We start from the raw sequence: 14292 nt of genomic DNA on the forward strand, positions 1-14292 counted from the left end.
TTATTTAACCATTAATTAACTTTTGGTTTACAACTTTGAGGGGGTCTGCATTGACTACAACCATGGAAAAGATCGTCATTATTGGCGGAGGCGCCGGTGGCCTGGAGCTGGCAACGCAGCTGGGGCATAAGCTGGGGCGCAGCAAAAAAGCGGAGATTATTCTGGTTGACCGCAACCACAGTCATCTCTGGAAACCGCTGCTGCATGAGGTGGCGACCGGCTCTATGGATGAGGGCATTGACGCGCTGAGCTATCTGGCTCACGCCCGTAACCACGGCTTTCAGTTTCAGCTGGGATCGCTGACGCAGATCCACCGCGACCGCAAAACCATTGAACTGGCAGAAATCCGCGACGCTCAGGGTGAGATTCTGGTGCCGCAGCGTGAGCTGGCGTGGGATCGTCTGGTGGTGGCGCTGGGCAGTACGTCCAACGATTTTGGTACGCCGGGCGTGAAAGATCACTGCATCTTCCTCGACAATCCGCATCAGGCGCGTCGCTTCCATAATGAGATGCTGAATCAGTTCCTGCGTTTTTCCGCCAGCGAAGGCGAATTGCAGAAAGTGAATATCGCCATTGTTGGCGGCGGCGCCACCGGCGTGGAGCTCTCCGCTGAACTCTACAATGCGGTGAAGCAGCTGCACAGCTACGGCTACAAAGGTCTCGACAGCAGCGCGCTCAACGTCACGCTGGTGGAAGCGGGTGAGCGCATTCTGCCTGCGCTGCCACCGCGCATCTCTGCGGCGGCCCATCAGGAGCTGACCAAACTGGGCGTACGCGTTCTGACGCAGACCATGGTGACCAGCGCCGATGCGAAAGGGCTTAACACCAAAGAGGGTGAGTATATTGCTGCCGATCTGATGGTGTGGGCAGCAGGCATCAAAGCGCCTGACTTTATGAAAGAGATCGGCGGCCTGGAGACCAACCGCATTAACCAGCTGGTGGTTAAAGAGACGCTGCAGACCACGCGCGATGAAAATATCTACGCGCTCGGCGACTGCGCCTCCTGTGCGCTGCCAGGTGGCGGCTTCGTGCCGCCGCGCGCGCAGTCGGCGCATCAGATGGCGTCACGGGTGCTGGATAACATCCTCGCACAGCGTAAAGGCAAGCCGCTGAAAGCGTACGTTTATAAAGATCACGGCTCGCTGGTTTCGCTGTCGCGCTTTACCACCGTGGGCAGTCTGATGGGTAACCTGATGCGCGGCTCAATGATGGTGGAAGGGCGCATTGCGCGCTTTGTCTACATCTCTCTGTATCGTATGCACCAGATTGCGCTCCATGGATATTTCAAGACCGGCCTGATGATGCTGGTTGGCAGTCTGAACCGCGTACTGCGTCCGCGACTTAAACTGCACTAATCAATAGCGGGCGACACAGTGTCGCCCGCTCCCGTTTTGCCCGCAATAAGCTGCTGATAATCATCAGTTCACCGCAACATTACCCGCCCCGAATCCGCGGCTCGGAACTCTCCTAAAAGCTGGCCCTGCTGCGCTTACGCTGCGTTTCCTCCATTAATCTGATGTTGCAATTCCGGACCATCTGCAAAACTTATCTTCAGGAACACGGCGCGGCGCGCACGCCGGTTATGCCTCCGCTACAGCCTGTAGCGACGGGAATGCGCGGTAACACTGTCAGGAGGATATTCCTGTGAATAAATCAATGCTTGCGGGTATCGGAATCGGCGTAGCAGCAGCGCTGGGCGTGGCGGCGGTCGCCAGCATGAACGTGTTTGATCGCGGTCCGCAATTTGCTCAGGTGCTGTCAGCCACCCCGATTAAAGAGAGTATCAAACAGCCGCGTCAGGAGTGCCGTAACGTTACGCTGACGCACCGTCGTCCGGTACAGGATGAGAACCGCATTGCCGGTTCGGTGCTGGGTGCCGTCGCGGGCGGCGTGCTGGGTCATCAGTTCGGCGGCGGTCGCGGTCGCGATGTGGCTACCGTAGCGGGTGCGCTGGCCGGCGGCTACGGCGGTAATCAGGTGCAGGGCGCTCTGCAGGAGCGGGACACCTACACCACCAGCGAACAGCGCTGCAGAACGGTATACAGTAAACAGGAAAAGATGCTGGGTTATGATGTGACCTATAAAATAGGCGACCAGCAGGGCAAAATCCGTATGGAGAATGACCCTGGCACCCGCATCCCGCTTGATCGCAACGGTCAGCTCATCCTGAATTCGAATCAGGCCTGATTGGGCAAAGCTATTTCACAGCAAACCAGATAAAAAAGCGCCGTAAGGCGCTTTTTTCTTTTGCATCAGCCCGCCGGCAGCCGGTGCTTTGCCAGTTCGGTGATAAACTCCTGAACCCACTCCATGCGCAGCTTGCGTTCAGCCAGATCGCGCGTGAAGCGCAGCCGCGTCGGGCCATCCAGCTTCCACTGTGCCGGATCTTTCTGCAGCAGGCTAATCAGCCAGCCGGGATCGATCTGGTTCTGCGGGGCAAACTCAAAGAAGCCGCCTTTGTCACTGGCTTCAATTTTGCGCACGCCCAGCTCGCGCGCGGCCAGGCGCAGCGCGGCGATATCCAGCAGATTGCGCGCGGCGTCAGGCAGTTTGCCAAAGCGGTCAATCATCTCTACCCGCAGTTCAGCCAGATCCTGCTCGTCGGCGGCGCTGGCAACCCGCTTATAGAGTGAAAGACGGGTGCTGACATCGGGAATGAAATCGTCGGGCAGCAGCGCCGGCATCCGCAGTTCAATCTCGGTCTGATTGCTGGTGAGATCTTCCAGCGACGGCTCGCGTCCCGCTTTCAGAGCATCCACCGCATTTTCCAGCAGCTCCATATAGAGCGTAAAGCCGATGCTCTCCATCTGACCGCTCTGATCCTCGCCCAGCAGCTCACCGGCGCCGCGGATTTCAAGATCGTGCGTCGCCAGCGCAAAGCCGGCGCCTAAATCTTCCAGCGAGGCGATCGCCTCCAGCCGCTTCTGGGCATCGGTGGTCATCGCTTTCGGGTGCGGTGTCAGCAGCCAGGCGTAGGCCTGATGGTGCGAGCGGCCAACGCGCCCGCGCAGCTGGTGCAGCTGCGCCAGACCAAAGTGATCGGCACGTTCAATGATGATGGTGTTGGCGCTGGGTACATCGATACCGGTTTCAATGATGGTGGTACAGACCAGTACATTAAAACGCTGATGATGGAAATCGTTCATTACCCGCTCCAGATCGCGCTCGCGCATCTGGCCGTGACCAATCGCGATACGCGCTTCCGGCACCAGATCCGCCAGCCGCTGCGCCGCTTTCTCAATGTTTTCCACGTCGTTATAGAGGTAGTAAACCTGACCACCGCGCAGCACCTCGCGCAGAATCGCTTCGCGCACCACCAGGCTGTCATATTCGCGCACAAAGGTTTTCACCGCCAGGCGACGGGCAGGCGGCGTGGCGATAATCGACAGATCGCGCATGCCGCTCATCGCCATATTCAGCGTACGCGGAATAGGCGTAGCGGTCAGCGTCAGGATATCGACGTCGGCGCGCATCGCCTTGATGCGCTCTTTGTGCCGCACGCCAAAGCGGTGCTCTTCATCCACAATCAGCAGCCCGAGGTCGCGCCATTTGAGATCGCTCATCAGCAGTTTGTGCGTGCCGATCAGAATATCGATTTTGCCTTCGCTCGCCTGCTCCAGCACCTGTGCCTGCTCTTTCGCGCTGCGGAAGCGTGACAGCATCTCGATACGCACCGGCCAGTTGGCAAAGCGATCGCGGAAGTTGTCATAGTGCTGCTGCGCCAGCAGGGTGGTGGGAACCAGTACCGCCACCTGCTTAGTGTTCTCTACGGCCAGAAACGCCGCGCGCATTGCCACTTCCGTTTTACCAAAGCCCACGTCGCCACACACCAGGCGATCCATGGCCAGCGGCTGGCACATATCACTCAGCACGGCGTTAATCGCCTGCGCCTGATCCGGGGTGGTTTCAAACGGGAAGCCCTCGCAGAACAGCCGGTACTGTTCGCGATCGTGCTTAAAGGCGTAGCCGCTCTTCGCAGCACGCTGGGCGTAGATATCCAGCAGTTCCGCCGCCACGTCACGTACCTTTTCCGCCGCTTTCTGCCGCGCGCGTGACCAGGCGTCGCTGCCCAGCTTGTGCAGCGGCGCATTGTCATCGGCGCCGCCGGCGTAGCGGCTGATCAGATGCAGTGAGGAGACCGGCACATAAAGCTTGGCGTCGCCGGCGTAGGAGAGCATCAGGTACTCCGCCACAATCCCGCCGGCCTCAAGGGTGGTGAGTCCGATATAGCGTCCGACGCCGTGCTCCAGATGCACCACCGGCTGCCCGGGATGTAGCTCCGCCAGGTTGCGGATCAGCACGTCCGGATTGATGGTGCGGCGATTATCCTGCCGGCGACGGCTGACGCGCTCGCCCAGCAAATCGCTTTCACAGATCAGCGCGCGATTGCGCAGCGTATCGATAAAGCCACGCTCGCTGGCGCCAATCATCAGGCTGTAAGGCTGAGCCGCTGCTTCGCTGAAGTGTTCAACCGGCTGAGGGCGTAGCTTAATGCGCGCCAGCAGCTCCTGCAGGCTTTCCCGGCGGCCTTCGCTCTCTACCGAGAAAATAACCTGGCCGCTGAACTGCTCCAGAAACTGGCGCAGCAGGTCGAGTGGTGCTTTCGCCTGGGCCTGCACGGTCAGTTCCGGCAGCGGTTCATAGGCCAGGTTGGTATTGGCGGCTTTTTCCGGCAGCGTTTCTGCCGTGAGCTGCATGCGCGGCCAGGCTTTCAGTTCGCTGAGCAGCGCATCGGGCCGCAGCCAGAGCGTGGCCGGCTCCAGCAGCGGGCGCATCGGGTCGATGCGCCGGTTTTCAAAGCGGGCGTGCGCATCCTGCCAGAAGCGCTCCGCGCTGCCAGCCAGATCGCCGCTGTTCAGCACCAGCGTGCTGGCGGGCAGGTAGCTGAACAGCGTGGGCAGCGGCTGCTCAAAAAACAGCGGCTGCCAGTATTCGATGCCGGAGGGCAGCGTGCCTTTACTGACCTGCTGATAGATATGCTCCGGCTCGCGGCGCACGTCGAAAATCTCGCGCCAGCGGGTGCGAAACAGCTCAATCGCCGCTTTGTCCGTAGGAAATTCGTGCGCCGGCAGGAGATTAATCGCATCCACTGACTCCAGCGTGCGCTGGCTGTCGACGTCGAACAGGCGCAGGCTGTCAATTTCATCATCAAAAAAGTCGATGCGATAGGGCTGGTCGCTGCCCATCGGGAAGAGATCGAGCAGGGCACCGCGCGTGGCATATTCGCCATGCTCCATCACCTGATCGACGTGGCGGTAACCCGCCTGTTCCAGCTGATCGCGCAGCGCGTCGCGGGACAGTTTTTGTCCCTGCTGCATCACCAGCGCGTGCCCGTGCAGGAAGCTGTGCGGGCAGACGCGCTGCATCAGCGTATTGACCGGCAGAATCAGCATGCCGCGAGCCAGCATCGGCAGCTGGTAAAGCGTAGAGAGGCGCGCTGAAATAATATCCTGATGGGGCGAAAAGCTGTCGTAGGGCAGCGTTTCCCAGTCCGGCAGATTAATCACCGGCAGGTCGGTAAACTGACGGATCTCCTCCTGCAGCCGCAGCGCGGACTGCATATCCGGGGTGATCATCAACACCGGACCCTGATGGCGTTCGGTGATACTGGCGCACTCAACCGCCTGCGCGGCGCCGACCAGCTGGCCGAGCTGACGATGGTCTCCTGCTTTGGCAGGCAGGGTATAACGATGCTGTTCCGACATAGGGTCTCGACGTGCTCTCCTTGTATTTCAGGGCGTCATCATTCCATAAACTGCCCTGATGATCATCTCTCCATTGTGCCCGCAGGCAGGCCGGAAGGGAGCGACAGCGACTCCGCGCTATCAGCCTGACAGATATAATAGTCCCGATATGCCAGTGATGGTATGCGCGCGCCGCCAGCGGCAACCGTTCGTACAGCTTTTATCCGGCCGCACGGCGGGGCAGAACCGTTGCGGCGAAAGAAATCTCTCCTGTGGCGCGGCAGGGACGCATTTTGATGCAACTTCGCTCATCACTCAGTGGGTTAGAGGTTTCATAAAGCAGGCGGCTCCATTATCATCCCTCTACCTTATTATCAGGCAATGGCCAGAACGGAACTCATGTATCAACCAGTTGCGCTATTTATCGGTTTACGCTACATGCGTGGACGGGCTTCAGACCGCTTCGGTCGCTTCGTCTCCTGGCTCTCAACTATCGGTATTACCCTGGGCGTAATGGCGCTGGTGACCGTGCTGTCGGTGATGAACGGCTTTGAGCGTGAGCTGGAGGGGAATATCCTGGGGCTGATGCCGCAGGCGCTCATTACCAGTGACAAAGGCAGTATCGATCCGCAGCAGCTGCCGGCTGACAGCCTGAAGCTGCAGGGCGTCACGCGCGTTGCTCCCCTGACCACGGCCGATGTGGTGCTGCAGAGTGCGCACAACGTCTCGGTCGGCGTGATGCTGGGGGTTAATCCGGACGAACCCGATCCGCTCACGCCTTACCTGGTTAACACGCAGCAGCAGGTGCTGCAGGCGGGCAAATATAATGTGATCCTCGGTGAGCAGCTCGCCGCACAGCTCGGCGTGAAGCGGGGCGACGCGCTGCGTCTGATGGTGCCTTCGGTCAGCCAGTTTACGCCGGTCGGGCGCCTGCCCAGCCAGCGCATCTTTACCGTTGCCGGGACTTACGCGGCAAATAGTGAGGTAGATGGTTACCAGATCCTCGTTAATCAGCAGGATGCATCGCGCGTTATGCGCTATCCGGCAGGCAGCATCACCGGCTGGCGGCTCTGGCTGGAAAAGCCGCTGAGCGTGGATACGCTGAGTACCCAGCCGCTGCCGCAGGGCACGGTGTGGAAAGACTGGCGCGAGCGCAAAGGCGATCTTTTCCAGGCCGTACGCATGGAAAAAAATATGATGGGGCTGCTGCTGAGTCTGATTATCGCCGTAGCGGCGTTCAATATCATCACCTCGCTGGGTCTGCTGATTATGGAGAAGCAGGGCGAAGTGGCGATTCTGCAGACGCAGGGCTTAACCCGGCGGCAGATTGTCGCGGTCTTTATGGTGCAGGGCGCGAGTGCCGGTATTATTGGCGCGCTGCTGGGTGCGCTGCTTGGCGTGCTGCTTGCCAGCCAGCTGAACACGCTGATGCCGGTCATCGGCCTGTTTCTCGATGGCGCGGCGCTGCCGGTGGACATCAATCCCTGGCAGGTGGTGATGATCGCCCTGATTTCAATGACGGTTGCGCTGCTCTCAACCCTTTACCCCTCCTGGCGCGCTGCCGCCGTTCAACCCGCTGAGGCTTTACGTTATGAGTAATACCCCTTTGTTGCAGTGTCGCGACCTGTGCAAACGCTATCAGGAAGGCAGCGTGCAGACCGACGTGCTGCGCAACGTGGCTTTCAGCCTGCAGCCCGGCGAGCTGGCGGCGATTGTCGGCAGCTCCGGCTCTGGTAAAAGTACGCTCCTGCATCTGCTGGGCGGGCTGGATGCGCCGACCTCGGGCGACGTGGTGTTTGATGGCCGCTCGCTTAATGGCATGAGCGCCGCCGCAAAAGCGGAGCTGCGCAACCGCGAACTGGGCTTTATCTATCAGTTCCATCACCTGCTGCCTGACTTCAGCGCGCTGGAGAACGTGGCGATGCCGCTGCTGATTGGCAAAACCGCCAAAGCGGAAGCTGAGAGTCGCGCCCGCGAAATGCTGGCGGCGGTCGGGCTGGAGAAGCGCGCCGCGCATCGTCCTTCTGAGCTCTCAGGCGGCGAGCGTCAGCGCGTGGCGATTGCCCGGGCGCTGGTTAACCGTCCACGTCTGGTGATGGCGGATGAGCCCACCGGCAATCTCGATGCGCGCAACGCCGACGCGATATTTGAACTGCTGGGCGAGCTTAACGTGCGTCAGGGCACGGCGTTTCTGGTGGTGACTCACGATCTGCAGCTGGCAAAACGGCTGACGCGGCAGATGGAGATGCGTGACGGACAGCTGAGCGATCGCCTGACGCTGGGAGCAGAGGCATGACCTCTTCACTCTCGCTGTTGCTGGGGCTGCGTTTCAGCCGGGGCCGGCGGCGCGGCGGCATGGTATCGCTGATTTCAGTGATCTCCACCGTGGGAATTGCGCTGGGCGTGGCGGTACTGATCATCGGCCTCAGCGCCATGAACGGTTTTGAGCGTGAGCTGAATAACCGCATTCTGGCTGTCGTTCCGCATGGTGAAATTGAGCCGGTCGAAGGGCCGCTGCGCGACTGGCAATCTCTGATCGCCCCGATGGAGCAGGTGCCTGGCATCGCGGCGGCGGCCCCCTACGTTAATTTTACCGGATTGATTGAGAGCGGCGCCAGGCTACAGGCGCTGCAGGTCAAAGGGGTTGATCCGCAGCAGGAGTCGCGTCTCAGCGCACTGCCGCAGTTTGTCGCCGGCGACGCCTGGGCACAGTTTGCCGCCGGCAGGCAGCAGATTATTTTGGGCGGCGGTATCGCCAAATCACTGAACGTGAAGCAGGGCAGCTGGATCACCATCATGATCCCTAACAGCAGCGCGGATAATAAGCTGCAGCAGCCAAAGCGCATCCGGCTGCAGGTCAGCGGTATTCTTCAGCTGAGCGGCATGCTCGATCACAGCCTGGCGCTGGTTCCGCTGGCGGATGCGCAGCGCTATCTGGGCCTGGGCGACAGCGTCAGCGGTATCGCACTGAAGATGAGCGATCCGTTTCAGGCGCAAAAGCTGGTGCGCACGGCCGGTGAGGTAGCCCACGCCTATGTTTATATCAAAAGCTGGATTGGCACCTACGGCTATATGTATCGCGATATCCAGATGATCCGCGCCATTATGTATCTGGCGATGGTGCTGGTGATTGGCGTCGCCTGTTTCAATATCGTTTCCACGCTGGTGATGGCAGTTAAAGATAAGAGCGCAGACATTGCCGTACTGCGTACCCTGGGGGCGAAAGATGGGCTTATCCGCGCTATCTTTATCTGGTACGGGCTGCTGGCGGGCCTGCTGGGCAGCGTCAGCGGCGTTGTCACCGGTGTGCTGGTGGCGCTGAACCTGACGCCGGTGATGCGCGGCATCGAACATCTGACCGGGCATACGCTGCTGGCAGGCGATATCTATTTTATCGACTTTCTGCCGTCGGAACTGCACTGGCTGGATGTTGTCATTGTACTGGTAACCGCTATCGTGCTGAGCCTGATCGCCAGCTGGTACCCGGCGCGACGCGCCAGCCGCCTCGATCCGGCCCGCGTGCTGAGCGGTCAGTAACCGCCCTGACGCAGCCGCTCCGGCGGCTGCGTCCGGTTTCAGCGCCTGCGTACGGTGGTGTCGCCACGCAGTCGCTATTACCGGGACAGTATTGCCCACTACAACACCCGAAACACGGCGTACTGCGCCGCAGATCAAGGAGTTTTTATGCGCATACAGCGCCGCCGCCTGAGGCTCGCCCGCGACCGGAAAAACCGCCGTAAAGTGCATCAGCGCTTTCGCCAGCGCATCTTTGAGCGCGATCGCAGCGCTGAACTCGCCGCGCATCCGCTGCCGCGCGTGGTGGTACTGACCGGTGCCGGCATCTCTGCTGAATCGGGCATTCGTACTTTTCGCGCCTCCGACGGCCTGTGGGAAGAACATCGTATTGAAGATGTTGCTACGCCGGAGGGCTTTCGCCGCGATCCGGCGCTGGTGCAGCGCTTTTATAATATCCGCCGCCAGCAGCTGCAGCAGCCGGAGATCCAGCCTAACGCCGCACATCTGGCGCTGGCAGAGCTGGAACAGGCGCTGGGCGATAACTTTCTGCTGGTCACACAGAACATCGATAATCTGCACGAGCGTGCCGGCAGCCAGCGCGTGCTGCATATGCATGGCGAACTGCTGAAAGTGCGCTGTGAGGAGAGTGGCCAGGTGGTGGCGTGGCATCGCGACGTGACCGCCGACGATCGCTGCACCTGCTGCCAGTTTCCGGCGCGGCTGCGGCCGCACGTGGTGTGGTTCGGCGAAATGCCGCTCGGCATGGAAGAGATCTATGAGGCGATGCAGCAGGTGGATCTGTTTATCGCCATCGGCACCTCAGGCCATGTCTATCCTGCCGCCGGATTTGTACATGAAGCCACGCTGCAGGGCGCGCATACGGTTGAGCTGAACCTGGAGCCAAGTCAGGTGGGCAATGAGTTTGCCGAAGGAAAATATGGCCTGGCGAGCGAAGAGGTACCGGCGTTTGTGCAGCGCCTGCTGCAGAGCCTGGAGCACTAAACCGGGCGCCTGTGCGGCGCCCGTTACGCCTTTCAGCGGCCCGCTTTCAGCTGCTGAAACAGCGTTTCATACTGTATGCTGGCGGCTCCGACATCATTCTGCCACTCGCCTTTTCTGATGACGTCAGCAGGCGGATAGAGTGACGGATCCTGCGCAACGGCCGCAGGCAGCAGCTTTTTTGCCGCCAGATTTGGCGTCGGGTAACCGATGGTTTCCGCCACCTGAGCTGCCACATCGGGGCGCAGCAGGAAGTTAATCAGCTTCAGCGCCCCCTCCCGGTTTTTCGCATTGGCCGGGATCGCCAGGTTATCCATCCAGAAAATGCCGCCTTCTTCCGGCCAGACAATGCTCAGCGGCGTGCCCGCCTGACGCGCCACGTAAGCGGAGCCGTTCCAGATCATACCGACGTTGACTTCGCCCTCCATAAACGGGTTGCCCGGATTATCGGAGTTAAACGCCAGCACGTTCGGCATCAGCTTTTTCAGCTCTTCTGACGCGGCAGCGATCTGCGCCGGGTCCTGCGTGTTGCCGGAATAACCGAGCTTGCGCAGCGCCACCTGGAACACTTCGCGCGCATCGTCCGTCAGCAGCAGACTCTGCTTATATTCCGGCTTCCAGAGGTCGGCCCAGCGGGTGATCGTTTTAGGATCGATCTCATCGCTGTTGACACCGATAGCGGTCGCGCCCCAGATATAGGGAATGGAGTAGTCGTTATCGGGATCGAACGGCTTGTTGAGCAGGTCGGGATCGAGATTTTTAAAGTTGCTCAGCTGCGATTTATCGATCTTCTGCAGCATCCCCTCATTGCGCATTTTGGCGACAAAATAGGTCGAAGGCACCACCAGATCGTAAGCGCCATCTTTCCAGGTTTTCAGCTTGGCGTACATGCTCTCATTGGATTCATAGGTGGAGTAGATCACTTTGATCCCGGTCTCTTTGGTAAACTGCTCCAGCAGACCCGGCGGCACATACTCTGTCCAGTTATAGAAGTAGAGCGTTTTATTGTCAGCCTGCGCGCTCTGCATACACAGCGCCATCGCTCCCGCTATCAGCCAGCAAGCGTGTTTTTTCATGGGGTATCCTCTATTGGGTTTTATCACGGAGCAGTAGCTGACTGATCGCCACCAGCAGCAGCGACAGCAGCAGCAGGATCGTCGCCAGCGCGTTCACCTCGGGTGAAACACCAACTTTCACCATGGAGTAGATCTTCAGCGGCAGGATTTCGAAACCCGGCCCGGTAACGAATGATGAGACCACCACATCATCCATAGAGAGGGTAAAACTCAGCAGCCAGCCCGCTGCCACGGCCGGCATCGCCAGCGGCAGCAGAATTTTACGCAGAATCGTCACTTCACTGGCACCGAGATCTTTTGCCGCCTCCAGCATGCGCACATCAAACCCTTTCAGCCTCGAGTAAACGGTGATCACCACAAAAGGCAGGCAGAAGGTGATATGCGAAAACAGCAGCGACCAGAAGCCGAGCGAGATCCCCAGCAGCATAAACAGCACCAGCAGGGAGATCGCCATAACAATATCCGGCGACATCATCACCACAAACAGCATCCCGCTGACAAAGGGCTTACCGCGAAAACGGTAACGGTAGAGCGCAACAGCCGTAAGCGCGCCAATCAGCGTGGCGCAGGTTGCGGAGATCACACCCATGATAAGTGAGTGCTGCGCTGCCTGAATCAGACTGTTGTTGTTCAGCAGCAGCTGATACCAGCGCGTGCTGAATCCCTGCCAGTTAATGCCAAAGCGCGAGGCATTGAAGGAGTTCACGATCAGGATAATCATCGGAATATAGAACCAGGCATAGATTGCGGCCATAAAGCCGCCGCGTAGCAGACGCGCCATCATGAGAGATCCATACGGTTATTCAGCAGCCGCGCCGCCCGCCAGTAAAACAGCAGCATAATGCCCATCAGCAGCGTCATCACCACGCTGGTGGCTGCGCCAGAGGGCCAGTCGCGAATGTTCAGGAACTGGCTTTTGATAATATTTCCGATCAGCAGATTTCTGGCGCCGCCCATAAGGTCGGCAACGTAAAACATGCCCATCGCCGGGATAAATACCAGCAGGGAGCCCGCGACAATGCCGGGCAAAGTCAGCGGCAGAATAATGCGTACAAACGTCTGCAGCTTACTGGCACCGAGATCGCGCGCCGCTTCAAGATACGATCGGTCAAGCTTCTCCAGGCTGGAGTAAAGCGGCAGTACCATAAACGGCAGCAGGATATAGATTAACCCCAGAATCACCGCTTCAGAGGTGAACATGATGCGAAAGGGCTTATCTGTTACGCCGAGCCAGAGCAGAAAGTCGTTCAGCCAGCCGCGGGTGCTGAGAAAGATTTTCAGCCCATAGATGCGGATCAGCGAGTTGGTCCAGAAGGGGACAATCAGCAAAAACAGCATCAGCGGACGCAGCCGCGGCGAGAGGCGGGTCAGGCACCAGGCAAACGGATAGCCCAGCAGCAGACAGCACAGGGTAGCGATAAACGCCATATTCAGTGAATGCAGCAGCACGCTGGCATAGAGCGGGTCGAGCAGGCGGCGGTAGTTATCAAAGGTCAGTACCATGCTGACAAAGTGCGCATCATCGCGCGTCAGAAAGCTGGTGACGATAATCATCAGATTGGGCAGCAGCACAAACAGCGTCAGCCAGCTGACAATCAGGGCAACAATCGCTTTCTGCAGACGATTACGCATCAGTTTCATAGGGCAGTACCACCTCCCAGTCCGGCACCCAGCGGATGGCCATTTTTTGATTCAGCGAGTGGTCAAAATCGGGGTCATCTTCGTTGAAGAATTCACTGACCGTCAGCAGCTTGCCGTTCTCCAGCTCCACCGAGGACTCCAGGGTCATGCCTTTATAGCTGCGGTCGCGAACAAAACCGGTCAGATACTCGCTGCGGCTGTCATGAGCAATCTCTTCAACGCGCAGATCTTCCGGGCGCAGCAGCACGTGCAGTTTATCACCGGGCGCTACCGGAAACGGGCAGTGCAGATCGCAGGCGATGCCTTCAACGCGCGCGCGGATGGTGGGCGCGCGGTCGCACGCGATCACCTCGGCGTCAAAGACGTTGATTTCACCGATAAAACGCGCCACAAACAGGTTGCCCGGCTCTTCATAAATTTCACGCGGCGTGCCATCCTGCTCAATGCGACCGTCGCGCATCACCACGATACGATCTGACATAGAGAGCGCCTCTTCCTGATCGTGGGTGACAAAAACAAAGGTGATGCCCAGTTTGCGCTGCAGCGCTTTCAGCTCGTTCTGCATCTGACGACGCAGCTTATAATCCAGCGCCGAGAGAGACTCATCCAGCAGCAGGACTTTTGGCTGGTTAACCACGGCGCGGGCGATAGCGACCCGCTGCTGCTGTCCCCCTGAAAGCTGATGCGGGCGCCGGTCGGCGAAACTCTCCAGCTGCACCATGGCCAGCGCTTCATTAACGCGCTGAACGATCTCACCGGCGGGGCGCTTCTGCATGCGCAGACCGAATGCGACGTTCTCAAACACGGACATATGCGGAAACAGCGCGTAGCTCTGAAACACAGTATTGATATGACGCTGCTCGGCGGGCGTATCGGTAATATCGCTGCCATCCAGCGTGATGCGGCCGCTGTCGGTGGTTTCCAGTCCGGCAAGCAGGCGCAGAATGGTGGTTTTCCCGCAGCCTGACGGGCCCAGCAGAGTAATAAACTCTCCGTGTCCGATATGCAGGTTGAAATCAGAGATGATGGTTTTCCCATCGAAAGCTTTACTGATGCCAGAAAGCGTAACCAGCGCCTGTTGTGCGCATGTTTGCGTCATTTTAGTCACTCAGTCTGAAGGGATCAGGATAGCGGCTCGCTGCCGGCGACAGCGAGCCGTAGTGAAGGCGGGATAATACCTGAAAATTTATCTAATGCCATAATTTACCGCTGAATTACCTGGAAAAGAGGGCAAACTACTGAACTGTGCGTGACAGGCCAGCCGGCAATAATTTACCTGGTACACGCTATGGCAGGCAGGCTAACCTAAAGAAGAGTGATATCGCGCAACACGGCGGGCAGCTGCCGCCGCAATAATAACACCGGCTTAAACAGGG

Annotated in this window: 11 protein-coding genes; 6 read left to right on the forward strand and 5 right to left on the reverse strand. The window is 59.0% G+C overall.

The genetic code is table 11. The features are described 5' to 3' along the window. Positions 1 to 50: 50 nt before the first annotated feature. Together C1Y41_RS03070 and C1Y41_RS03075 are read left to right on the forward strand one after the other, a co-directional pair. Positions 51 to 1355: an NAD(P)/FAD-dependent oxidoreductase gene (locus C1Y41_RS03070; protein ID WP_071668742.1), complete on the forward strand. Its 1305-nt coding sequence runs from the start codon at positions 51 to 53 to the stop codon at positions 1353 to 1355. 289 nt (positions 1356 to 1644) lie between these two features. Then, on the forward strand, positions 1645 to 2187 hold the full coding sequence (locus C1Y41_RS03075; protein WP_039383872.1) for a glycine zipper 2TM domain-containing protein: 543 nt from the start codon (positions 1645 to 1647) through the stop codon (positions 2185 to 2187). Between the two features lie 65 nt (positions 2188 to 2252). Here the strand turns inward: C1Y41_RS03075 and mfd are convergent, their stop codons facing one another. Then, complete coding sequence (gene mfd / locus C1Y41_RS03080) at positions 2253 to 5705, reverse strand: transcription-repair coupling factor (RefSeq protein WP_104084778.1); 3453 nt, start codon at positions 5703 to 5705, stop codon at positions 2253 to 2255. 378 nt (positions 5706 to 6083) lie between these two features. Between mfd and lolC the strand changes: the two genes are divergently transcribed. The 4 genes from lolC (at position 6084) to cobB (ending at position 10202) form a co-directional block, all read left to right on the forward strand. Then, complete coding sequence (lolC, locus tag C1Y41_RS03085) at positions 6084 to 7283, forward strand: lipoprotein-releasing ABC transporter permease subunit LolC (RefSeq protein WP_039383875.1); 1200 nt, start codon at positions 6084 to 6086, stop codon at positions 7281 to 7283. Continuing rightward, positions 7276 to 7980, forward strand: a complete 705-nt coding sequence (gene lolD, locus C1Y41_RS03090) for a lipoprotein-releasing ABC transporter ATP-binding protein LolD (protein ID WP_039383877.1) — start codon at positions 7276 to 7278, stop codon at positions 7978 to 7980. Before lolC ends, lolD begins: the two co-directional genes overlap by 8 nt. Beyond that, the gene (gene lolE, locus C1Y41_RS03095) at positions 7977 to 9221 is read left to right on the forward strand and encodes a lipoprotein-releasing ABC transporter permease subunit LolE (protein WP_039383878.1); all 1245 of its coding nucleotides are present in this window, start codon (positions 7977 to 7979) and stop codon (positions 9219 to 9221) included. Before lolD ends, lolE begins: the two co-directional genes overlap by 4 nt. A gap of 147 nt (positions 9222 to 9368) precedes the next feature. After that, a complete protein-coding gene (gene cobB, locus C1Y41_RS03100) occupies positions 9369 to 10202 on the forward strand; it encodes a Sir2 family NAD+-dependent deacetylase (RefSeq protein ID WP_071668743.1) in 834 nt (277 codons plus the stop codon). Between the two features lie 32 nt (positions 10203 to 10234). Here the strand turns inward: cobB and potD are convergent, their stop codons facing one another. The 4 genes from potD to potA are packed head-to-tail and all read right to left on the reverse strand — an operon-like array spanning position 10235 to position 14015. Beyond that, on the reverse strand, positions 10235 to 11275 hold the full coding sequence (gene potD / locus C1Y41_RS03105) for a spermidine/putrescine ABC transporter substrate-binding protein PotD (RefSeq protein ID WP_071668744.1): 1041 nt from the start codon (positions 11273 to 11275) through the stop codon (positions 10235 to 10237). A gap of 10 nt (positions 11276 to 11285) precedes the next feature. Beyond that, entirely contained in the window at positions 11286 to 12059 is a 774-nt protein-coding gene (gene potC, locus C1Y41_RS03110; RefSeq protein ID WP_071668745.1) for a spermidine/putrescine ABC transporter permease PotC, read from the reverse strand. Beyond that, positions 12056 to 12907, reverse strand: a complete 852-nt coding sequence (gene potB / locus C1Y41_RS03115) for a spermidine/putrescine ABC transporter permease PotB (RefSeq protein WP_199181684.1) — start codon at positions 12905 to 12907, stop codon at positions 12056 to 12058. Before potB ends, potC begins: the two co-directional genes overlap by 4 nt. Then, entirely contained in the window at positions 12900 to 14015 is a 1116-nt protein-coding gene (gene potA, locus C1Y41_RS03120; RefSeq protein ID WP_039383885.1) for a spermidine/putrescine ABC transporter ATP-binding protein PotA, read from the reverse strand. The genes potB and potA overlap by 8 nt, the downstream gene beginning before the upstream one ends. Positions 14016 to 14292 lie beyond the last annotated feature (277 nt).

The sequence above is a fragment of the Pantoea sp. ICBG 1758 genome, from assembly GCF_002928325.1.
In the GTDB taxonomy this organism is placed as follows: Bacteria; Pseudomonadota; Gammaproteobacteria; order Enterobacterales; family Enterobacteriaceae; genus Pantoea; species Pantoea eucrina.